This window comes from Burkholderia savannae, assembly GCF_001524445.2.
Lineage (GTDB): Bacteria > Pseudomonadota > Gammaproteobacteria > Burkholderiales > Burkholderiaceae > Burkholderia > Burkholderia savannae.
Map to the genome: position 1 here is coordinate 1368892 of NZ_CP013417.1, position 21569 is coordinate 1390460.

At 62.4% G+C, this 21569-nt stretch carries 25 protein-coding genes and 1 pseudogene; 21 read left to right on the plus strand and 5 right to left on the minus strand.

The genetic code is table 11. The annotated features are described in order from the left end of the window. Positions 1-81 precede the first annotated feature (81 nt). The 18 genes from WS78_RS06845 (at position 82) to WS78_RS06930 (ending at position 15039) form a co-directional block, all read left to right on the plus strand. Entirely contained in the window at positions 82-1482 is a 1401-nt protein-coding gene (locus WS78_RS06845) for a hypothetical protein (RefSeq protein ID WP_156437578.1), read from the plus strand. A 92-nt stretch (positions 1483-1574) separates the two neighbouring features. Then, positions 1575-1772 carry a hypothetical protein gene (locus tag WS78_RS37495; protein WP_082717484.1) on the plus strand — a complete coding sequence of 66 codons (198 nt, stop codon included), beginning with the start codon at positions 1575-1577 and terminating at the stop codon, positions 1770-1772. Then, entirely contained in the window at positions 1769-2113 is a 345-nt protein-coding gene (locus WS78_RS06855; RefSeq protein ID WP_038717482.1) for a GPW/gp25 family protein, read from the plus strand. Before WS78_RS37495 ends, WS78_RS06855 begins: the two co-directional genes overlap by 4 nt. After that, a complete protein-coding gene (locus tag WS78_RS06860; protein ID WP_059584722.1) occupies positions 2110-3003 on the plus strand; it encodes a baseplate assembly protein in 894 nt (297 codons plus the stop codon). Before WS78_RS06855 ends, WS78_RS06860 begins: the two co-directional genes overlap by 4 nt. After that, the gene (locus tag WS78_RS06865) at positions 2996-3571 is read left to right on the plus strand and encodes a phage tail protein I (protein ID WP_059584724.1); all 576 of its coding nucleotides are present in this window, start codon (positions 2996-2998) and stop codon (positions 3569-3571) included. The genes WS78_RS06860 and WS78_RS06865 overlap by 8 nt, the downstream gene beginning before the upstream one ends. Continuing rightward, a complete protein-coding gene (locus WS78_RS06870; RefSeq protein ID WP_059584727.1) occupies positions 3559-5364 on the plus strand; it encodes a phage tail protein in 1806 nt (601 codons plus the stop codon). The genes WS78_RS06865 and WS78_RS06870 overlap by 13 nt, the downstream gene beginning before the upstream one ends. 13 nt (positions 5365-5377) lie before the next feature. Beyond that, positions 5378-6064, plus strand: a complete 687-nt coding sequence (locus tag WS78_RS06875) for a tail fiber assembly protein (protein WP_059584729.1) — start codon at positions 5378-5380, stop codon at positions 6062-6064. Positions 6065-6127: 63 nt separating this feature from the next. Then, entirely contained in the window at positions 6128-7297 is a 1170-nt protein-coding gene (locus WS78_RS06880; RefSeq protein ID WP_059584732.1) for a phage tail sheath subtilisin-like domain-containing protein, read from the plus strand. A gap of 10 nt (positions 7298-7307) precedes the next feature. Next, positions 7308-7811 carry a phage major tail tube protein gene (locus tag WS78_RS06885; RefSeq protein WP_059584735.1) on the plus strand — a complete coding sequence of 168 codons (504 nt, stop codon included), beginning with the start codon at positions 7308-7310 and terminating at the stop codon, positions 7809-7811. Positions 7812-7876: 65 nt separating this feature from the next. Continuing rightward, entirely contained in the window at positions 7877-8179 is a 303-nt protein-coding gene (locus WS78_RS06890) for a phage tail assembly protein (protein ID WP_038777205.1), read from the plus strand. Between the two features lie 87 nt (positions 8180-8266). After that, entirely contained in the window at positions 8267-10666 is a 2400-nt protein-coding gene (locus WS78_RS06895; protein WP_059584738.1) for a phage tail tape measure protein, read from the plus strand. Positions 10667-10674: 8 nt separating this feature from the next. Further along, positions 10675-11556 (plus strand): phage tail protein, encoded by an 882-nt coding sequence (locus WS78_RS06900; RefSeq protein WP_059584740.1) that lies wholly within the window; start codon positions 10675-10677, stop codon positions 11554-11556. Further along, the gene (locus WS78_RS06905) at positions 11531-11737 is read left to right on the plus strand and encodes a tail protein X (RefSeq protein ID WP_024430935.1); all 207 of its coding nucleotides are present in this window, start codon (positions 11531-11533) and stop codon (positions 11735-11737) included. The genes WS78_RS06900 and WS78_RS06905 overlap by 26 nt, the downstream gene beginning before the upstream one ends. A 9-nt stretch (positions 11738-11746) precedes the next feature. After that, positions 11747-12799, plus strand: coding sequence for a phage late control D family protein (locus WS78_RS06910; protein ID WP_059584742.1), 1053 nt, complete (start codon positions 11747-11749; stop codon positions 12797-12799). A gap of 75 nt (positions 12800-12874) precedes the next feature. Then, positions 12875-13069, plus strand: coding sequence for a hypothetical protein (locus tag WS78_RS06915; RefSeq protein ID WP_059584744.1), 195 nt, complete (start codon positions 12875-12877; stop codon positions 13067-13069). Then, positions 13062-13559: a lysozyme gene (locus WS78_RS06920; protein ID WP_059584747.1), complete on the plus strand. Its 498-nt coding sequence runs from the start codon at positions 13062-13064 to the stop codon at positions 13557-13559. Before WS78_RS06915 ends, WS78_RS06920 begins: the two co-directional genes overlap by 8 nt. Continuing rightward, complete coding sequence (locus tag WS78_RS06925) at positions 13559-14107, plus strand: lysis system i-spanin subunit Rz (RefSeq protein WP_059584749.1); 549 nt, start codon at positions 13559-13561, stop codon at positions 14105-14107. The genes WS78_RS06920 and WS78_RS06925 overlap by 1 nt, the downstream gene beginning before the upstream one ends. A gap of 143 nt (positions 14108-14250) precedes the next feature. Beyond that, positions 14251-15039: a DNA adenine methylase gene (locus WS78_RS06930; protein ID WP_085701511.1), complete on the plus strand. Its 789-nt coding sequence runs from the start codon at positions 14251-14253 to the stop codon at positions 15037-15039. A 35-nt stretch (positions 15040-15074) separates the two neighbouring features. Here WS78_RS06930 and WS78_RS35615 read toward each other — a convergent pair whose 3' ends face one another. From WS78_RS35615 to WS78_RS06955, 5 genes are all read right to left on the minus strand, one after another. Next, positions 15075-15656, minus strand: a complete 582-nt coding sequence (locus WS78_RS35615) for an immunity 52 family protein (RefSeq protein ID WP_156437472.1) — start codon at positions 15654-15656, stop codon at positions 15075-15077. A gap of 128 nt (positions 15657-15784) precedes the next feature. Beyond that, positions 15785-16378, minus strand: a complete 594-nt coding sequence (locus tag WS78_RS06940; protein ID WP_226377234.1) for a restriction endonuclease fold toxin 5 domain-containing protein — start codon at positions 16376-16378, stop codon at positions 15785-15787. After that, a complete protein-coding gene (locus WS78_RS36990) occupies positions 16263-16736 on the minus strand; it encodes a hypothetical protein (RefSeq protein WP_059608718.1) in 474 nt (157 codons plus the stop codon). Before WS78_RS36990 ends, WS78_RS06940 begins: the two co-directional genes overlap by 116 nt. Next, positions 16729-17232 (minus strand): DUF4123 domain-containing protein, encoded by a 504-nt coding sequence (locus WS78_RS06950; RefSeq protein ID WP_059671312.1) that lies wholly within the window; start codon positions 17230-17232, stop codon positions 16729-16731. The genes WS78_RS36990 and WS78_RS06950 overlap by 8 nt, the downstream gene beginning before the upstream one ends. Before the next feature lie 2 nt (positions 17233-17234). After that, positions 17235-17660, minus strand: coding sequence for a PAAR domain-containing protein (locus WS78_RS06955; protein WP_059584022.1), 426 nt, complete (start codon positions 17658-17660; stop codon positions 17235-17237). Between the two features lie 635 nt (positions 17661-18295). Between WS78_RS06955 and WS78_RS35620 the strand changes: the two genes are divergently transcribed. The 3 genes and pseudogenes from WS78_RS35620 (at position 18296) to WS78_RS35625 (ending at position 21244) form a co-directional block, all read left to right on the plus strand. Further along, complete coding sequence (locus tag WS78_RS35620) at positions 18296-19030, plus strand: hypothetical protein (RefSeq protein ID WP_156437593.1); 735 nt, start codon at positions 18296-18298, stop codon at positions 19028-19030. Between the two features lie 87 nt (positions 19031-19117). Then, positions 19118-19845, plus strand: a pseudogene (locus WS78_RS06960) (IS5 family transposase). A 295-nt stretch (positions 19846-20140) separates the two neighbouring features. Continuing rightward, on the plus strand, positions 20141-21244 hold the full coding sequence (locus WS78_RS35625) for a hypothetical protein (protein WP_156437553.1): 1104 nt from the start codon (positions 20141-20143) through the stop codon (positions 21242-21244). The last annotated feature ends 325 nt before the right edge of the window (positions 21245-21569 follow it).

The following is a 21569-nucleotide window of genomic DNA, read 5'->3' on the forward strand; positions in this document are numbered from 1 at the left end:
TTTTACGAGGTCGACGGATGGCTCTAAGGATCTAGAATCGAGCTCTCAAATTCGAATTCGTTCCAAGAGGGGCCAGCATAAATGGATACGAAAGTACTCGATCCAACGAGCGGAGATGACGGTGCGCAGGTGGCGGAGAAAGAAAATATATTCGGATCGCCGGATAAAAAGTTGGAAGCCGAGAAGATAAGACGAAGAAAAGAAGAGTCTGGCGAGATAAAGGTTACTTTGAAGCGCATACTTGGCTTCTATTCTGCCTCTATACCCGTAATAAAGGACTCTCTTGATGTCGCGTGGAAATTCGCGCCAATATTCTTGTTCTTTCCGGCGATGATGCTGTGGAGCTATCTACGAAAGATAGGCTGGGAGCAGCTTTTTTCGGATGCGGTGGTGTCCATTTCTGGCTTCATTGTGATGTTTGTGACGGCATGCCTGTTGATGTTTGCTGTCTTTGTGCAATTCATTTTTCCATCGATGATCATTGGGCCGGTCGTCAGTGCATACGAAGAAATTGCTGCGTCAGGTGATGAAAAATTCAAGGATGATCTGTCCCGTGCGGTCTGGAGGTTGCATCTTTCCACGCCGATTGGATGGCTCTTCATCTTGGCGTTATCCGTTATCGCGCTTGATCAGCCACCTTGGCTTGCCTACACGATGTCCATCGTCGCCGCTTATGTTGTGGCGTTGTATTTCGTGATTAGGAATAGGAATATTTTTTTGAGGCGGATCGGTGGTAGTCCAATGCCCCCTGGTGACCGGGATACATCGAAGAAATGGTATTCGTATCGCTCGTGGATGAACGAGGTCATAATGCGGGCGTTGCGGTATTGTGGGCGAGCTCTGATGTTTTCATTGTTCGCTACGCTTGGAGCTGTAGCGGTATCTGTTCCGATGCTCCTGTGCTTGGAGTTGTTCAGTGACGCGAAGTTTGGAACCGTTGCTTCTTTGCTGATCTTCTTGCTTTTGGGTGTGTTTAGTATGGCTGGTATGGCACCGGGATTGGCCTACCTGCTTGTGAAGATTAGAGGGAATTCAACAGTCCGTGCTTCAAAGGCGATGATGCTTGTATGTGTATTTGTTGGATATCTATTATTTGTAGGGGTGCTGTACTTTGCGCCTGTGACAACTTTTATTATGAGGGCGAGTGGAGTGCTGGAGGAGCGGCCGCACATATACCAGATTCTCAAACCTGAACTTGTCGCGGCAATGCGGGCTGTGAGGATAAATGTTGTTCCTGTAAAACCCCAGGTTGATGGTCAACCTGCCGCTTACTTCGCCTATGCATTTACTCGTTTCAGCTTCAACAATGTTCTGTTGCTTTGCAGAGGGCAGTTCAATTTTTCATCCGTGGAATCGACGACTTGGAATGAGGAGCAACGGAAGGAAAAAGCGAAATTATGGGCAAAAGGCGGCGATTTTTGCGTAAAAGCAAAGGGCGACGAGATTCGACCTCTTCGGCTTACCCTCCTTCGAGCCGAGTAATAGCGCTGTATCGTCGTGAGATACTGGAATTTTTCAAAGTGACTTTTTTGAGCCCCGCCTTGAGCGGGGCTTTTTCATTCTGAGGGTATCCGATGGCACATGTTGTTTCGCGAGCATTCGCGCCAACGAGCGCAACCTTTCTCGATACGCGTTTCCGTAGTCGTGTCGTCGTGTTTCCTGACGGTTCGGTGCTGCGGGTCATCAAAGGTGAGGCAGTCGCGAGGGAAGCGCAGCACGTCGAGTATCTCGATACCCATCCGGACTTCAACCGGCTTGAGGGGCGCGTATGACCGTCGCGGGCGAACTGGTCGGCATGGACCGGTGGACCGGCGCACCACTCAGGGGCCTCGCGCACCTGAAGCAGAGCATCGGCGACATCCTCGGCACGCGCCGGGGCACGCGTCGCGAGCGGCCGGAGTACGGCTCGGACATCCCGGCGATGGTCGACCTGCCGATCACGCGCGGGTGGATCTCGTCGGCGCAGGCCGAAGCAGCGCGCGCGATCGGGCGATGGGAGCCGCGAATCAAGCTTGAACGTGTCGCCGCGCTTGCGGTCGTCGATGGGCGCGTGACGTTCGAGATTCGCGGCGAGGTTGACGGCAAGGCGGAAATCTTCGAGGTGACGGCATGACGATGATCGATCTGTCGCTGCTCCATCCGCCCGATCTGGTCGAGACGCTCGATTTCGAAACGGCGTATCAGATGAAGCTCGCGTACTTCAAGCGCATCTATCCGGACTGGAGCGCGGCGCTCGAATCCGATCCGGTCGTCAAGCTGATCGAGCTGGCGGCATACGACGAGATCCGATCGCGCGCACGATTCAACGATGCTGCGCGGGCGACCATGCTCGCGTACGCGACCGGCGCGGATCTCGAACACGTCGCGGTTCTGATGGGCGTCGAGAAAGCGCTCGTCGATCCAGGCGATCCGGATGCGACGCCGCCGCGCGCGCCGGTCTACGAACGCGACGAGCGGTTCCGACTGCGCACGCAACTGGCGATCGAGACGTCGACCGACGCGGGGCCGATCGACGCCTATCGTAAGCACGCGCTCGACGTGTCGCCGGAGGTGCTCGACGTGCAAGTCGATCGTCCGGAGCCGGGCACGGTTCGCGTGACGATCATGTCGCAGTCGAACGGGGGTGTCGCGGACGAGGCGTTGCTCGGGAAGGTGCGCGCCGCATTGTCCGCCGAAGACGTGCGGCCGTTGACCGACACGGTGCTCGTCGTGCCGGCCCGGCCGGTTGCATTCGTGATCGAGGCGGACGTCTACGTGGGGCGCGGCCCGGACCCAGCCGTCGTGCTGGCCGAGCGTCGGCGCGATCTCGACGCCGCGATCGACGCGGCACGCCGGCTCAAGCTCGGGATGGCGCGCTCGGCGATCGCGGGCGCGCTTCATCCGCGCGGCAGCAGCGTCGCGCGCGTCGACCTGAAAGCCCCGTTGGGCGACGTCACGTGTAACGGGCAAGAGTTCGCCGATTGCACGTCCGTCGTCCTGAATCTGAAGGTGCTCGATGAGTGAGCGTCTATTGCCGTTGAATCAGACGCCGCTCGAAGCCGCGCTCGCGCGCGTGCTGCGGCCGAGCGTCGATCCGGAGATCCTTCGCACGCTGATGGACGTCGATCGATGCCCGGCCGCGTTCCTGCCGTGGCTCGCGTGGTCCGTCGCCGTCGACGGGTGGGAGCTGGCCGAGTCGGACGATGCGCGGCGTGCGCTGATCAAGGGATCGTTGGCGCTGCACCGAAAGAAGGGCACGCCGTGGGCCGTCCGCGAAATCGTTCGACGGCTCGGCTTCGGCGACATCGAGATACAGGAAGGGCGGGTCGCGAAGCGTCGCGACGGCTCGGCGCTGCGGGACGGCAACTACGTTCACGGGCGCGCGAGCGCGTGGGCCGAGTACATCGTGAAGCTGAAGCGGTCGATCACGCGCGATCAAGGGCAGGCGCTGGTGCGCGCGATCGAGCGCTACGCGCCCGCGCGCAGTCAACTGGTCAAGTTGGATTACTCGGCGGTCGCGATCCGCCACAACGGTACGGCCGTCCGCAACGGCCAATATTCACGGGGAGTGGTGGCAGCATGGCAAACCTGAAGGAACGTGCTCAATGGGAAGAGGGCGTCTATCAGCTGGAGACATCGGACCCGGTGATGGGCGGTCCGGACGGGATCGACAACGTGCAAGCGAAACAACTTGCCAATCGAACGCTCTATCTGAAGGGGGCGATCGAGCAGCAGGACAGCGACAAGGTATCGAAGGCTGGCGACGCGATGACCGGCGCGTTGCTCGGCAAGGTCGGATCGGGTGCCGGCAGCAATGCCGGATTCGGCTTTGACGGCGACCCCGACACGGGGCTCTTCTCGCCGAAGGCGGGCGTGCTCCAAGTGACTTTGAAGGGGGTGCCGGCTGCCGAATGGTCGCTCGACGCGACCGGTCAGCGGAAGATGCGCACGTCGGTCGCGGCGTCGTTCGACAACGGCGTGCGTGCCGGGCTCGATCACGGCGACGGCGGGCAGTTCCGTGCAGTCTGCGACGGCTACGGCGCGTTCATCCGCAACGACGGATGGAGCGTGTATCTCCTGTCGACGCCGAAGGGCGTCCCGGACGGCGGGTTCAACGACTATCGGCCGTTCTCGTGGTCACTGTCGACGGGGCAGGTCATCATCGACGGAAACGGATCGGGCACGGTCTTCGGTGGCACCGTGAACATCGCCCACGATCTCGAAGTGGGACGGAACGCAAACGAAGGGCATATCAAGCTCGGTCCGGCCGACGGGTACCTCTACGCGAACCAGCTCAGCACCGGCTGGTGGTCGTCGACGGGATCGTCGTATCAATACATGTTTGCTGACCACACGTTCCGCATCGATGGCCGGATCGCGTGGCACGAAGGCAACCTCACGCCGCTCGACTTGAACACGGGCGGCACGCTCAAGGGCGACCTGACGTGCGAGCCGGGCACGCGCATCGTATTGGCCGAGGGCAGCGTCACCGCACCATCGCTCGCATTCGGCAACGACGGAGCGCCAGATACTGGTCTCTATCACCTCGCGGACGGCGTATTCGGCGTCACTTGCAATACGAATTCGGTGTTGCGCTTCACGCCGACGCTTGCTGTGTTCGATCAACCCGTGACGGGGCCGACGCCGCCGTCGGGGGATCGTTCGACGCGTCTCGCGACGACGCAATGGGTTGCCGATGCGATTTCAACGGCGTCCGTCGGACAGATCGTCTTCGAGATGCGCACGAGCGCGCGGGCCGGCTATCTGAAGTGCAACGGCGCGGTGCTCAAGCGCGCGGATTATCCGGCGCTGTGGGCGTACGCGCAGGCAAGCGGCGCACTCGTCGCGGAGAAGGACTGGTCGACCGGCAATTGGGGCTGCTATTCGGACGGTGACGGCGCGGCGACGTTCCGGATTCCCGAACTGCGCGGCGAGTTCATGCGCTGTTGGGACGACGGACGCGGATTCGATGTCGATCGCAGAATCGGGACGTCACAGGACAGCCAGAATCGCTCGCACGCGCACGCAGCCTCGACGGATGAGGCACCGGATCACGTTCACACGGCGTGGACCGACGCGCAGGGTAACCACAGTCACGGCGGGGCGACGCAGTGGAGCGGGGATCACGTCCACACTGCGCCGGGCGCGCCCGGTAGCGGGCAGGGCTATCCGGGCCTGAATTCCGTTCAGCAGAGTGCGGGCGAGTCCCGCACGAGCGTTGCCGGCGGGCACAGCCACGCGATCGCGACGGACGGCGGTCACGGCCATAACGTCGGCATCGGCGGCGGCGGCCGTCATCGACACACGGTCAGCGTCACGGCTGACGGCGGTAACGAATCCAGACCGCGCAACGTCGCCGTGATGGCGATGCTTCGCGCCTACTGACAAGGGAGAAAACATGCTCTGCAATCAATACGACAACGCGACGGGCCAATACGTCGTCAGCTTTCTGGCGGACATCGATCCGCTCAATTCGAAGCGCTGGCTCGTGCCGGCGTTCTGCACGGCCGAGCCGCTGCCCGAGCGCCCGCCGCTCACGTGGCCGTTCTGGAAAGACGGCACATGGGTGCTGCTGCCCGACTATCGCGGCGTGCGTCTGTACCGCACCGACAGTGGGTCGCCGGCCGAGATCACGCGCTCAGGCGTGAAGCCGGAAGACGTCGGCCTGACCGAGACACCGCGCCCGTCCGACGAGCACGTCTGGCGCGATGGCGCGTGGCGCGTCGACGAGCAGATCGTCGCGCGCAAGCAGCGCGAGGCGGCGATGAACGACTTCACGTCGCGCATGGAGAAGGCGCGCACGAAGAATCGCGGCAAGGCTGACGCGCTCGCGGCGGGGCAGCTCGATCCGTTCGAGCGCGCGCTCTTCGAGGCGTGGGCCGCGTATCAGATGGCGCTCGTGCGCATTGTCGAGTCGGCCGAGTTCCCGGCGTCGCACGTGTGGCCGGACGAGCCGGACGAGGCGGCGATCCGGATCGCCGTCGAGGAGAAACAGCGGGTCGAAGAGGAGAAGCTGCGGGCGGAAGAACAGGCGGCGGCCAGTCAGGCCGCTGAGGAATCCGCGTCGTCCGACACGTCGCAGTAACCGCCACTCGCTCGTCATCGAAGCCGCTCACCCGAGCGGCTTTTTTTATTTCTGGAGACCTGAATGGGTGCTACCTCGTTTTATCACGGTGTGACGACGACCGTCGTCGACGTCGGCCCGCGCACGATCGCGGTGCCGTCGTCGTCGGTGGTCGGCCTCGTCGACACGTACGCGCCGGGCGCGGATCTCGTGCAACCGAGCGTGCCGGTGCGGCTCACGAACGAGCACGACGCGGCGCAGGCGTTCGGCGAGCACAGCGCCGTCGCGCGAGCCGCACGCGCGATCTTCGCGCAGAGCAAGGCGGCGATCGTCGCGGTCGGCGTCGAGAAGCAGGGCGACGCCGCGCAGCTCGCGTCGGACGTGATTGGCGGCGTCTCGGCGGCCGGCAAGCGAACCGGCCTGCAAGCGCTGCTCGACGGCAAATCGCTGTTCAACCTGCAACCGCGCCTGCTGATCGCGCCGGGCCACACGTCGAAGCAGGCCGTCGCGACGGCCGCTGACGCGCTCGCGAACAAGCTGCGCGCGATCGCGATTCTCGACGGCCCGAACACGGACGACGAGGCGGCGATCGCGTACGCAAAAAACTTCGGCAGCAAGCGGCTGTATCTGGTCGATCCGGGCGTGCGTTACTGGGACACGGGCGCGAACGTCGACACCGACGCGCCGGCGTCCGCGTATGCGGCCGGCATGTTCTGCCAGACGGATGCGGCGATCGGCTTCTGGGCGTCGCCGTCGAACAAGGAAATCGTCGGCATCACGGGCACGAGCCGGCCGATCGAGTTTCTCGACGGCGACGAGACGTGCCGCGCGAACCTGCTGAACAACGCGTTCGTCACGACGATCATCCGCGACGGCGGTTTTAGGCTGTGGGGCAACCGCACGCTGTCGGCCGATCCGAAATGGACGTTCGTCACGCGCGTGCGCACGCTCGACATCGTGATGGACGCGGTGCAGGCGGGCCACAAGTGGGCGGTCGACCGCGGCATCACGGCGACGTACGTGAAGGACGTCACGGAAGGGCTGCGAGCGTTCATGCGCGATCTGCGCACACAGGGCGCGGTCATCAACTTCGAAGTCTACGCGGATGCGCGCCTGAACAGCGCGAGCCAGCTCGAGCAGGGCAAGGTGTACTGGAACATCCGGTTCACCGACGTCCCGCCCGCCGAAAACCCGATCTTCCGTTTCGAGATCACGAATCAGTGGCTCACGGAAGTGCTCGATACCCAACAGTAAGAGGTGACGCGTGATTCCGGAAACCCTATTCAATCTCGCGATGTACGTCGACGGGCGCGGCTTCGTCGGCCGCACGACCGAGGTGACGCCGCCGAAGCTGAAGATCAAGACGGACGACTTTCGTGCGGGCGGCATGGACGCCGCCGTCAAGACGGATCAAGGCATGGAGGCGCTCGAAGCGTCGTTCGCGATGTCGACGCTGGAGCGCGACGTGCTGAAGTTCTTCGGCATCGCGGACGGCACCGCGTTCAACGCCGCGTTTCGCGGGTCGTTTCGCGACATCAAGGGCGGCAGCAAGGCCATCGCGGTTCACATGCGCGGCATGCTGACCGAGGTCGATTCCGGCTCGTGGAAGCCGGGCGAGAAGGCGGAGATCAAATATGCCGTGTCGCTGAACTACTACAAGCTGGAGATCGCCGGCTCGGTCATGCATGAGATCGACGTGTTCGGCTTCGTGCGCGTGATCGACGGTGTCGACCAGCTCGCACAGGTGCGCCGCGATCTCGGCATGTAACGCGCGGCAAAGCAACTTTGAACCCAAGGGGCGCTCAGCGCCCCTTTTTACTTTGAGGAAACACGATGGACACGATCACGATCAAGCTCGACTACCCGATCACGCTCGACGGCGTGCTGCGCGACACGCTGACGATGCGCCGCCCGAAGGTGCGCGACGTGCGCGGCGCGACCAAGCGTGCGCAGGACGACGACGAGCTGCGCGAGATCACGCTGTTCGCGATGCTCGCCGACGTCGCGCCCGACGAGCTGGAACAGATGGACATGGCCGATTACGTCGCGATGCAACGCGCGTACGACTCCTTTCGAACCCCTCGCCCGATTGCACGAAAAGACCGTCAAGGCGATGGCGAAGCGCCTGCTGCGTGAGTGTTCGATCAGTCCGCAAGCGATCGATGACTTGACGCTTGAGGAGCTGGTGTGGTGGTTGACGGATTGACGTGACAGGGAGCGGAGATGGCACGCGAAATCGCGTTGGGGATCGTGATCGGCGGGGCGGTATCCGCGACGTTCGGCAAGGCGATCTCCGACACGCAATCGAAGATCGTCGGGCTGCGCAAGACGGCCGCTGAAAAAGGCATGTGGCAGCGCCAGATCGGCGAGACGATCAAGTTACAGGACGAGTTTCGCCGCCTGCATCGCGCGGGCGACAGCGCGGCCGAGACGATCCGGCGCAAGCTGGATTCGAATCTGCGGACGCTGCGCGACGCCGGCATCGAGGTCGACCGGCTCGATCGCGCGTATGCGCGGCTCGGCCGCACCGCGCGCGGGCTCGAACTGCGCGCAATGGGGCACGAGCGCCTGAGCGGCGGCCGGGAGGCGATGCGCGGCGCGGTCGGCGATTCGATGAAGCTGACCGCCGCGATCGCGGTGCCGACGATGGTGTCGGCACAGTATCAGGCGATCATCCGCGACATCGCGATCAAGGCGGGCATCGCGCGCACGGGAGAAGAGCGCGCGATGTCCGAACGGATTCGGCGCGATGCGTTGGCCAACGGGATGAACCGCAACGAGCTGGCCGAGGCGGTCAATCAGATGGTGGCGGGCGGGATGGATCTCGACCGGGCGCTCGGCTTCGCGCCGGCGGTGGCGAAGTTCTCGATCGGCCAAGGCGCGACGAGCGTCGAGACGGCGAAGATGATCCAGGCGCTGGAGCAGAACGCGGACATCAAGGACCCGGCCGCGATGCTTAAGGCGCTGGAGGCGATCGCGTATCTCGGCAAGGAAGGCTCGTTCGAGTCGGTCGACATGGCTCGCTGGTTCCCGGTGCTGCTCGCGGAAATGAAGAAGATCGGCATCACGGGGCAGGACTCGGTGACGCAGCTGGGCGCGATGCTTCAGGTGCAGATGAAGACGGCGGGCAACCCCGACGAAGCCGCGAACAACCTGAAGAACTGGTTCTCGAAAATCGGCTCGGGCGAGACGAAGCGCAACTACGAGAAAGCCGGCGTCGACTACGAAGCGAAGATGAAGGAGGCGATCGGCAAGGGCTGGTCGACGCTCGAAGCGTCGTTCGTGCTCGCGCGCGCGTACATCGAGCGGGTCGATCCGGCGAAGGCGAAGCAGTTGGCCGAGGCGGCGAAGTCGATCAACGCCGAGCTGGATCCGGCGAAGCGTCAGAAGCAGATTCGCGCGTTCGAAGAGACGATGAAGACGGGCGACCTGTTTACCGACATGCAGGTCAAGGCGGCGCTTACCGCGTACTTGCAGAACGCCGACCTCTACACGAATCTGAAACGCAACGCCGCATCGGCGAGCGGCGAGATTGAGAAGGATCTCAACGACCGCCGCGCTGCGTCCAAGCAGATCTGGAAAGAGGTCGTCGAGCAGTGGGACGAGGCGATGCGCAGCATCGGCGACGCGTTGCGGCCGGTGACGGATCTGGCGGGCGAGCAGGCGAAGAAAGCCGGCGCGAAGGTGCGCGACATCGTCGATGCGTCGCCGCGCGCGGCGGCGGCCGTCATCGGCGTCGCGGGGGCGGCGATCGCGCATCGCGGTGCGCGTGCGGCGTGGTCGATCGGTCGCGGCGTGCTCGACGTCGCGCGTGGCGCGCGGATGGCGCGGGGCGGCGGCGGGAAGGGCGGCAAGGGAGCGAAGCCGGGGCGCGGTGGGCCGGCGCTCGATGCGCTCGGCGCGGCGGCCAGCGGCGTGCAGCGTGTCTTCGTCGTCAACCTGCCGGGCGGCGGCATCGGCGGCGGCTCCGTCGGCGATCTGATCGAGGGCGTGGCGAGCGGCAAGGCGGGCCGGGCCGGACGCTTCGGGCGGCTCGGCCGGGCGCTGGGCGGTATGGCGGGCCGCGTGTTGCCGTACGCGGGCAAGATCGCGCTCGCGGGCACGGTGCTGAAGGTCGGGCTCGCTGCAAAGGACGCTTACGCGGTCGCGGCCGGCGACGATCCACGCGCGCGGAAGGCCGAGAACTTCGCGGGTATCGGCGGCAGTCTCGCGGGCGGTGTGGTCGGTGCGAAGCTCGGCGCGGCGATCGGCGCGTTCGGCGGGCCGATTGGCGCTGCGATCGGCGGCGTCGCGGGCGGGGCGATCGGCACCTTCGCCGGTCAGAAGCTGCTCGGGGCGCTCACGCGATGGGCGTTCCAGCATCGCGGCGACACGCCCGAAGCCGCGCGCGCGGTCGCGAACGCGAAAGCGCTTGTCGAGCCCGGCGTCGCCGAGCGGCGCGCGTTCAAGGTCGAGCAGCAAAACAGCTTTGCGCCGGTCTTCAACATCAAGCTGGAGGGCGGTAGCGATCAGGCGATGGCCGACCGGCTGCTCGCGCGGATCAATCCGCAGATCCAGCGGGCGATGACCCAATCAATGAACAACAACAACCGGTCGGCGCTGTTCGACGCGCCGCACCTGTAGGAGAGGCGATGGATTTCGTGAAGAGCATCACGCAGGCGGCGACGCAGGCCAGCATTGCGGCCGAGCGCGCGCAGCACGTGAACCGCGTCTACGAGCGCAATCGCGCGGCGAGCCGGAACACGGTCGACACGTTGACGAAGCTCGCGACCGGCAACCTGACGTCGGCCGCCGAGCTGCTGAACGGTGCGAGCAGCGCGCTATCGGTCGCAACCGATCTGAGCCCGAAGGTGGGCGAGGTGACGCGCGGGTTTCGCGCGACGGCCGGCGCGGTCGGCAGCGTGCTGCGGATCGCGAACGCCTCGAACCATCCGCAGATTCACGCGGCGGCGCAAACCGTGACGACGGCGCTGAAGGGCGCTGAAACGCAGTTTGCCGCCGTCGTCGGCTCCGATAACGCGAAGGCCGTGAAATCCGTGTTGCAGGCGACCGGACTCGGCGCGGCGTTCGATGCGTTGGGCGGCGACGCTTCGTCGGCGACCCCTCATCTGCTGACGCTGACGACCGACGAGGGGCGGCGCTTTAACTTCGGGCTGTCGACGGCCGCGTTCGACAAGCTGCGGCGCACGACCCGCTACAAGGTCGCCTCGCAAGAGCGCCTGAACCGGCCGGAAGCGTTGCAGGCGGTGAGTCAGGGCGGCGAAACGATCGTGCTGTCCGGCGTCGTGTTCCCGGCGCTCGGGGCGGGCGCGCGCCAGTTGGAGGCATTGCGCGCGATCGGCGGGCAGATGAAGCCGGTGCAACTGACGGGCGGCACGGGCGACGTGTTCGGGCGGTGGTATCTGCAATCGATCGAGGAAGAACAGGAGGCGCTCATGTCGGACGGAGCGCCACGCAAGCAAACCTTCAGTCTGGAGTTTGGCCGCTATGGCGAGGACTTTAAGAACATCTGACGGCGACGTGCTCGACACGCTCTGCTATGCCGCCTACGGCACGCTGAGCGGGACCGTCGAAGCCGTCTACGAGGCGAATCCGGGCCTCGCGCGCGAACCGCAGCCGTTCCGCTCGGGCGTGCTGATCACGCTGCCGGATCTCGACGCGCCGCGCGATGAACCGATTCAGCTTTGGTCGTGAGGGCGGGCGATGCAGGCGATATTCCAGATCATCGCGAACGGCGCGGACATCACGCGCACGATTCAGGACCGCGTGCTGCGGATCCGGACGACGGACAAGCCCGGCCTCGAGGCGGACGAGTGCGAGATCGAGCTCGACGACCGCGACGGCGTGATCCGCTTCCCGCCGAAGGGCGCGACGCTGAAGATCTCGCTCGGTTGGGAAGGGCAAGGGCTGTCGTTGCTCGGCGAGTACGCGATCGACGAGATCGTGTTGCGCGGGCCGCCTGCGACGGTGGCGATCCGGGGGCGGCCGGCGAATCTGCGGGCGACGTCGAAGACGCACCGCTACGGCAGTTGGTCGAACGCGAAGCTCGCCGACGTCGTCGGCGACATCGCCCGGCGCAACAAGTGGGCGGCTGCATGCTCGATCGACGTGGTCGTGCCGCGTGCGGATCAGTTCGGCGAAAGCGACCTGCACTTCGTCACGCGGATCGCGCGGCAGTACGGGGCGACGGCGACCGTGAAGGCCGGCAAGCTGATCGTCACACCGATCGGCGGCGGCAAGAGCACGAGCGGCAAGGTGCTGCCGGCGCTCGTGCTCGCGCCGGAGCAACTGATCGACTACGAGATTGCGTTTCCGGATCGCGCGAGCTTCGCAGCCGTGCGCACGAAGGTGCATGACGCGAAGTCGGGCAAGAAGATCGATCTCGTGATCCCGAATCCGGATGCACCGCCGGGCGCTGCAGCGATCCATACCGAGCGGCACGCATTTGCCAGTCCGCAGGCGGCGAAGGCCGCGGCGTCCGCGCGACTGGCGAAGCTGAACCGGCACACGGCCACGAGCCGCTTGCGGATGCTCGGCCGCGCCGATGTGTCAGCAGAGAAAACCGTGACGCTGAAGGGTTTCAAGCGCGATGCGGACGGCGATTTCCTCGTCGAGTCGGTGACGCACGAGTACGCCGGGCGTAGTTGGGAGACGGAAGTCGTGCTGAACGCCGGCAACAAGGGTAAGGCGAAGGCCGGACACGGCAAGAAGCAGGCGAAGAAGATCAATCTCGTCATCCCCGCGCCGCAGCCGTAACGCGGACGCAGGGCATACAGCAGAGCCGCTCACGGGCAACCGGAGCGGCTCTTTCTATTTGTGGAGTCAATCACTGTGAAAAGCGAAATTGCGGCGAGCGCTGCGAAGAGCGCCCCGCCGGTTGCGTCGTCGCTGTGGCTGTGGGCATCGGGGCACGACGCGAACTGGTGGGCGTCGCTGCTCGTGTCGATTCTGACGGGCGGCTACATCTGCCTTCAGTGCTACTACATGATCAAGAACAAGGGGCGTCGAGGTGGCAAGCATGGTTAAGGTGCCGAAGAAGACGCTTGCCGGCGTCGTCGGCGCGATCTCGGCGGGTGTGCTGACGGTGGTCGTGCCGAAGTTCGAGGGCGTCAAGCTGGTGGGCTATCTCGACCCGGTCGCTATTCCGACGAAGTGCATGGGCGACACGCGCGACGTCGTCGTCGGCAGGGTGTACAGCGAGGCCGAGTGCCGCGCGTCACTCGAAACGCAACTGATTGCGCACGCCGAACCCGTGCTGCGTTGCACGCCGGGGCTGAAGGATCGTCCGTATCAGCTCGCGGCGGCCGTGAGCTTTGCATACAACGTCGGCGCGAACGCCTACTGCGCCAGCACGACGGCGAAGCGCTTCAACGTGGGCGACCTGCGCGGCGCATGCCGCGCGATCAACGAGTCCGACGACGGTCGCCCGCAATGGGTGACGGCGCGGGGCCGGGAGTTGCCCGGCTTGGTGAAGCGGCGCGCGGAAGAGCGCGCGATCTGTGAGCGGGGGCTGTGATGCCGAAAGCAACCCCGTATCTGTTGGCCGCGCTGCTTGGCATGGCGGCTGGCGCTGGGATTGAACACCTGATCGGCGCACGCCGGCTTGCCGACGAGCAGGTCGCGCGAGCGCTCGATGCGCAACGGCACGCCGAGGCGTTGGACGCGATCTCGCACGCGGCGCTCGACGCCGAACAGCGTGCGATCGCCGCGCACGATGCGGCGGCGTCGGCGGTGGCCGCCGTCGACCAACGAACCACGAAGGAGAGGAACGAGCATGAAGCCGAGAATCGCAGCCTGCGGGCTGCTCTTGCCGCTGGCACTGAGCGGCTGCGCGTCGCCGTCCGAAACTGCACGGCAGCCGATCGCGACGGCATGTCCGGCGCTTCCAGCGCCGCCGGCATGGGCGATGGTGCCGCCGCCTTCGCAGACGTCGACGCAGCGGTTGCGGAACGCGTTTTTGCAGTCGCTGGGGACGATCAGCGCGAGATCGACAAACTGACGGCCCTACAGGGCTATGTGTGTGCGGTTCGGCCCGAAACGCCGAGCTGCGAAGACAAGAAGTAACGAGAAACAGGGCGACCGGCGCGCGTGCGGGAACACGCATGCCGGTCGCCTTTCCACTGTCTGTGCCAGTGAATCGGCCAAGGCCCTGCTACCTACCGGTAGGCGGGCCGGATTCTACACCAAGTTTAAAAACGGCTTTCACCATGGCAAATCCGATTATTCCGTGGATCGGCGGCAAGCGTCGCCTTGCAGATCACATCATTCCGCGTTTTCCGAAGCACGATTGCTACGTCGAAGTGTTTGCGGGCGGGGCTGCGCTTTACTTCATGCGACCGCCGGCCAAGGTCGAGGTGATCAACGACATCAACGGCGAGCTGGTGAACCTGTATCGCGTCGTTCAGCACCACCTCGAAGAGTTCGTGCGTCAGTTCAAATGGGCGCTGACGAGCCGGCAGGTGTTCGAATGGCTCAAGCACACGGTCCCGGAAACGCTCACCGATATCCAGCGTGCGGCACGGTTCTACTACCTTCAGAAAAGTTGCTTTGGCGGGAAGCTCGAAGGGCAGACGTTCGGGACACGAACGGAGCATCCGCCTGGGTTGAATCTGCTGCGCATCGAGGAGGAGCTATCGGCGGCGCACATTCGCCTTGCGAATGCATACATCGAGCGGCTCGATTGGGCGACCTGCATCGATCGTTACGACCGGCCGCACACGCTGTTCTATCTCGATCCGCCGTACTTCGAGACGGAAGGGTACGGCGTTGCGTTTCCGTTCGTGGAATACGAGAAGATGGCCGAGCGGCTGCGATCGATCAAGGGGCGCGCGATCGTCAGCCTCAACGACCATCCGGAGATCCGGCGCGTGTTCGCCGGCTTCCACATCGAGAGCGTGCCGATTCAGTACACGATAGGCGGCGGGAAGGGCGTCGAGCGGCGCGAGCTGATCATTTTCAGTTGGGACGATTCAGCCGAGCCGGTCGGATTGTTTTGACGCGTGCAGCCGGCGCGGCAATCGCGCCGGCTTGTTCAGATATCGACGTAGGCGGGGAGCAGGTCTTGATCGACGAGCCGGATCTCAATGCGGTTCGCGATCGCGACGTGCTCGGGATTGTCGATCGAGAACGGGGCGTCCGTGACGCTGACGATGATCGTGCCGGTCTGTTTGCCTTTGGCGGGTACGGGAATCAGCGCTCGGGCCTCGGGAACCTGCTGTTGCGTAATAACCTTCGGCAAGTAGAGCATCCAGCCGACGCCGGGCTTGTCGTCGAAAACCTGCTTGTCGACATATCCGAACGGCTCGACGGTGACGTAAGCCGGGGACGTCAGTTGAGTGATGTCTCTGACGATATCGATTGCTTGGTCGACGCTAAATACGGACTCGTCATTGGAATCTACTTCAATCTTCTTCGGGCGCTCCTTTGTGGCGACGAGAAAGGTCAGAGTTGCGCCGGTACTCTCGTCGTCACCACCATCCCAAAGCGATATGATTTGCGGCTGATGGGGCGCATCCGAAAACTCCGTCCTCAGGACAGCCAGCGCGGGTGTGGTCGGCTTCCAGTTTTCGAAGGCGGGGTAAAGGTGTGCTTCCTCTTTCGTATCGCCGGTCAAGTACCATGTCGATAGAGTAGGTGCATGTAGGTGAATTGCCTTTGCAACTGCTCCGAGTTGTTCGAAAACCACGGGTAAATCAGCCGCGTCGTGCAGAGGATCTCTGAATCGGGACGTAATTTTCATGTTCAACCAGTAACAACGAAAGGAATGCCATTTTCCGCAAGCGTGGTCCGAAAATAGGACATCGTGAGCGGTGTTTGGAAATAGTACTTTAGCTTCGTCGGCGGGTTCGCGTGTATCGCCATCGCTCGTACCTCGATCTCGCGAGTGATCTTACTGAGTCCCTTGAACCACCTGAAAGGCTTCTTTGTACTGCGGCTGAAGAACTGGTCATAGTTCCCCTTTGCTTCCTGTAGCAGACATTCGTCGCTCCGAAAGCCATCGAAGTCGACGCTGCACCAGTTCCATTCTTCGCTCCACCCTTCCTCGATGCTGTAAGGACGGCCAGTGATTCTTCCTTGGTACTCTCGAGGCTCGCGATTCATCCGATAGCGGCGGCGTACAGGAAGGCCCGTTTGTTCGGGAGGACATTTCTTGCAGCTTTCCCCCGTGCGCGGTAATGCCCTGACATCCGGCGTCGCCTTGCTGTCTTCCTTCGGCGTGTCACCCGACAGACTCGCCGTTCCCGCCACCGTCGCCCCGCCCAACAAGGCGACGCCAGCGCGCGCCAAGATCGGTCCAAGCTCCACCGCCGCCGCTTCTATCACCGGAAACACCAATCCCGCCATGTTCCAGCCCTCCGTCCGGATGTTCGATGCGCCATTTGATGACGCGTAGATAATCATGAAAGCGCGCGTCGGCCGAACGGCCGGGGCGCGTGAACCAAGCCTTCGTCGCGGGCTTCTCGTAGAAGCTCGGCGCGTACGCCTCGAGCCTCAGGAACGCGACGATGTTCTCGTCCTGCTCGATGCCGAATGCGCGCGCGGCGCGATACGCGGTCCATAGCCGCGACGACAAGCCGTCGTCATCGGCAAACGCCGGATTCTCCTTCACGAGATCCTGCCGAACGCGTTCGACGAAGCCGCGCTCGTCGATCTCCGCCAGTCCGGCGACCTGTTCCGTGGTCAGTTCAAGCATGCGGATGCACTCCGGTCAGCCGCCCGTCGACCTCGACGAGCCAGTCGTACGTCGCGACGAAGAATTGCGTGCGCTGCGCGTCGCTCATCACGCGCGCGATGTCGGGCAGGATGCGCGCGTCGTAGAAGCGGAACAGCGCCGTGCGGCCGTCCGGGAGCCGCACGTCGAGGCGCTCGCGCAATTCGGCGGCCAGCCGCTCGAACGGATACGCGCTGACAAGCCACGACATGCCGACCGGCCCGGCCGCCAGCTCGGCGAGCACGCGCCGGATCGGCCCCGGCGCGAGTGCGTAATCGATCAGCCAAGGGCCGTGATCGGCGAGCGACGCGTCGGGCGTGCCGTCGAAAAGCGCGATCGAGTAGTTCGCGCGGCGCAGCGGCGGGGCGTCCGAGGCTTCGGCGAAGAGCAGCGCGTCGACCACCGCGAAGAGTCGCACGGGCAGCGTGATTGGCGAACGGCGCGCGTCGAAATGTGCTTCGATGGCCGACGGCGTCATGGTCATCCGCGCGCGACCATCGTCGCGGCGTTCTTGGCCGCCGCCTTCAGGCATTCGAGGCAAAGGGCGGGGGAAGGGGCGACCGCGGCCGCCGCTGCGGCCGCCGATCCGCCGGGCGAGCCGCCGTCCCCGCGTTCGCCCGCGCCGACGTCGTCGATCGTCCCGGTTCCCTGCGACGCGATCAGCTCCGCGCCGCACGCCGTGCGCATGCCCTCGACGGCGGTGTCACGGTCGCCGATCGTGTGCGGGTAGCGGCGGCCGAGCAGATCGGGGAGGATCGGGAAGATGCCCTTGCAGCGCGGGCAAAGTACCTTATGGCCGACGCCGGCGACGCCGCGCCCGTCGAGCGTGAAGGTCGGCGAGCCTTCGATTACCTTGCCGCCGTGTGTCGTCGTATCGCCGACGCAAATAATCGCGCGCTTTGCCACTTGGCCCCCTCGTGCAAATTTGCGTGCAAATTTACCATCGAGTACGGTAGATGCGGTTGTTAAGGTTGTGCAGCCACGACACCTGTCAGAGTTGACAGTTGTGTGACGTCCGAGCCGTCCGTGCCCGGCGCTGACGTGTCGTCTTCGTTATCCTCTATCAGCACGGCATGATGGCTCGTTGCGCTCGGGGATCGTTGTACTTCGTCATCGATCGAATGTGCGTCCCAAAGGATCACCTATCGATCTTTGGTGCGATATACGCCGGCGCAGATTTCGGTGCCTTCGGAAGAATATGTTTGCGACGATGCTTGGGGCAAAGCCCGCGGATAGTGCGCTCTGCGTGCAGTAGCATGGTGCGGAAAGGGTTTGTTGCACATGGTTTTCGGCACTCGTTCCATTCCCCGAACCACGAGACGGGCAGTTAGCTCCGGTACATCGGAGCTGAAAAAAGTGGCCGATGACACTACAAAGTTGCTTAAGGGGGGGGCCACCAGTTGCTCTGTCCCTTCGAACCCCATCGCTGTGTCGATTTGGCATCTGGCACAAGCGCGGCTGGCTTTGTCTAAGAATGCTTGATTGGCGAGCTAACCGGGGCCCTACTTCGATACCAATAGCTGCCTTTGTGGAGCGGAGGAATGGGAACTTGGTCCAATAGACGCTGGCGGGGGCCAGCAAAACGCCGGTCGCCGCTCGATCGTTTTTTTCGTCATCCAGCGATACTTCTCATTATTGGCTTCATTCTAACCGTAGTATTTGGTGGAATTTATTCGCAATGGCGAGAGCATAAAGATCAGCGGGCTGAACTGAAGGCCAGGCAACTAGAAATCTACAGAGTGGGTACTGAGCATCTTATCCAATCAATCTACCTACTTGAGATACGAAGCTATCGTCTATATGACGCGCTGACAAATACAATTTCCACGCAGGAAATCAGAGATAAGAATCGGGAATACGAGCAAGCCGTATCAGATTTCGGGACGAGCCTCTACGCAAACATCCAGCTCGCAAAAGGAGTTGCGCCATACAATGAAAGCCATTCAAACAATTCCGCATCTGATCCAACTATTTTATTGAGAAGGCTTCAGACTCTCTTTATCAGTGCAGACAAGTGTTTGCACGGGATGTACCTAGCTTGGGCTGCACGACCAATTCAAAGACCAATTGGGGGAGTTTGTGCGAATTCTGATGAACATAGGAGCGAAAATCCGATTCGTCGGGTCGAACTCGTGCGGCTTTGTGCTACTGATATTGTCAACGCTTTGATGAGTGCTGAGGCTAATTCGAAGTTTGAGCCGCAGCAGCGTTACGACGCTTTTGTGCATGAACTGCCGAGATCAAGCGCGTGTGCATCACCGGAAGCTAATCCGTAAGAGACGGTTTCAAAAAGGGCCCCTGGGGCTGTTAACTTTCGCGGCGAGCTGTTAACCTCAGGCATCGGAACAACCGAGACCGAGGAGATGGCCAAGCCGATCATCGACGACGAATTGTGGACACTGATCGAACCGCTGCTGCCGCGACCCAAGCCGCGGCGCGAGAAGAACCCAGGGCGCCTGCCGGTTTCGAATCGCGCTGCGTTGACTGGCATCCTGTTTGTCCTCAAGACCGGACTGTGCTGGCGCGACCTGCCTGCCGAGATGGGTTGCGGCTCGGGCGTGACATGTTGGCGACGGTTACGCGACTGGCAGGCCGCAGACGTATGGGATCGCTTGCACGAGCTGCTTCTTGCGAAGCTGCGAGCAGCAGACCAGATCGACTTCTCTCGAGCTGCGATCGATTCATCCTCGATCCGTGCCGTTGGGGCGGGCCAAAAACTGGGCCAAACCCTACCGATCGTGCGCGACCCGGTTCCAAGCACCACATCGTCACCGACGCCAACGGCACCCCGCTCGCCGCGATCCTGACCGGCGCGAACGTCAACGACGTCACGCAGTTGCTGCCGCTGATCGACGCGATTCCGCCGATTCGTGGATTGCGTGGCCACCCATTGCAGAGACCGCGTGTGGTCTACGCCGATCGCGGTTACGACTCCGAGCGACATCGACGCGCGTTGCGCGATCGCAGTATCGAGCCCGTGATCGCCAAGCGCCGTACCGAACATGGCAGCGGCCTTGGCAAATATCGCTGGGTCGTCGAGCGCACGCATGCCTGGCTGCATCACTTCCGTCGCCTCCGTAAACACTGGTAAGGTATCTGACCGAGGGCGGTGGTGTATGCAAATGGCCGCTCCGGGTTGGCATCGGGCGGCCGAATGCGGCCACCTACGGTCGTTCGGCCGAGTTCTCCAGATGACATTCCAGCGTCTCCTTTGCTCGAGCATCAGATTCTCTTTCGCTAGCCGCTGGGCTGCCGGCTCGATGAGATAACATATTCCTCCTCGACCGTCGGAAATGAATCTATATGGGTCCGATTATGTGTGTTCGTATGCGATCTCCGAACGATCGCGAGGTAATACCCACTTCCTTTACCAATCGAGAAGCCCCATGGACATTTACGACATACTTGAGAACGCGCCTCTCTTTGTCACTAGCGAGCCCGCCCGATCCTGTCTGCTTGCTCTTGAACGATTTCTCTCGGAAAACTCCGTAGTTTTGTCGGCGATAGATCAAAAATTTTCTGCGCATAGCGCGATAAGGTGGGGGCTTCCGCTAACCTTCATTGAACCCAATGCCTTTTCTCGAACACCATTCCTTTCCCGCTTCGCAAAACCCTTCTCATTACAGGGCGAATTGAATATAGACGACTTCTCCGAGCTTCAGGCTGCGAGTTTGTTGTTAGGAGTCGGTGCAGCGTCAGTTGAGCCTGTGGGGCGGACTCACGAAAAAACTCATGATCTCAACGTGACTATACTGAATGAACCAATAGAAGTTGAAGTCACTCGCTCTCAAAAAAAGGCCAAACATATCGAGCTATCTCAGCAAGCCACAGAAATTGCGAGCCACCTACATTCCATTGCAAGACCGTTTGATCTAGTGGTGCACTTGCTAGATATTCTCACACCAGAAACAAGAACCCGCCTTTATCATGCTGCGAATACGATTGGGAGCGAGGACATGATAAATGAGGAAAGCTCGTGGCACCTCAGAAGCAAACCTATAGCCCGCGCCCCTCACGAAATCTTCACAGCCGGCGAGAAGGAGGAAACACCCGACTGGTGGCCCACTGATGCGGTTAAATTGTTCACGCTAAGTCAAACACTTGCAGGCCCCGAGGCTAAAGAAGCTCCGCCAAGAGTGAAGGTCTGTTACACAGCTCCCTTTTCGGGGTATTTGAATTCAGCAAAGAAGAAAGCACGGAATTTCCAAGGGACGGTCGGAAATCCATATCTCGTGGTCATTGACGCCAACAACCTTCCGAATCCGTTTGATGCGTTTCAGGAGGGTCTTAATCCGCTCTTTCCGCGATGGAGACATATTTCCGGTGTAATCGTCTTCGAAGATTATCGAACGACTGACGAAATAGGTTGGACATTGCAGCTATATAGAAATCCTTTTGCCAACCGCCCGCTGCCGGCAGGCTTTTTGGGAGGCGCTGCCGCAAGCGGAGCCGGCCCAAGCAGATTAGTCAGAAGCCAATCGAAGACATAACGAACTCCTGTCAGACGTTCGCGGACAGACCCAGCGGATGACCGTGAGATTCTCAGATCGGCCATTGACGTCCCTGTGACCCGAATGGTAGTTCCGGGTCGGGTTCGGCCGACGGAATCAGGCGGCAGTCGGCCATGAACGGCCCTTCGCGGTCGCATGGCGACCGTCTATTGATAAGCTACGCGCTGGGCCCGTCGAAGGAAGACGCGGACACCATCACCCACTTGGCACCAGTGCACTTGGCGAAGTGAACGTAAGCGCTAAATCCGCCACACGTCGTTAGGTGACGTGTTACCGGGTAACATGTTTCGAATCGATAGTTACC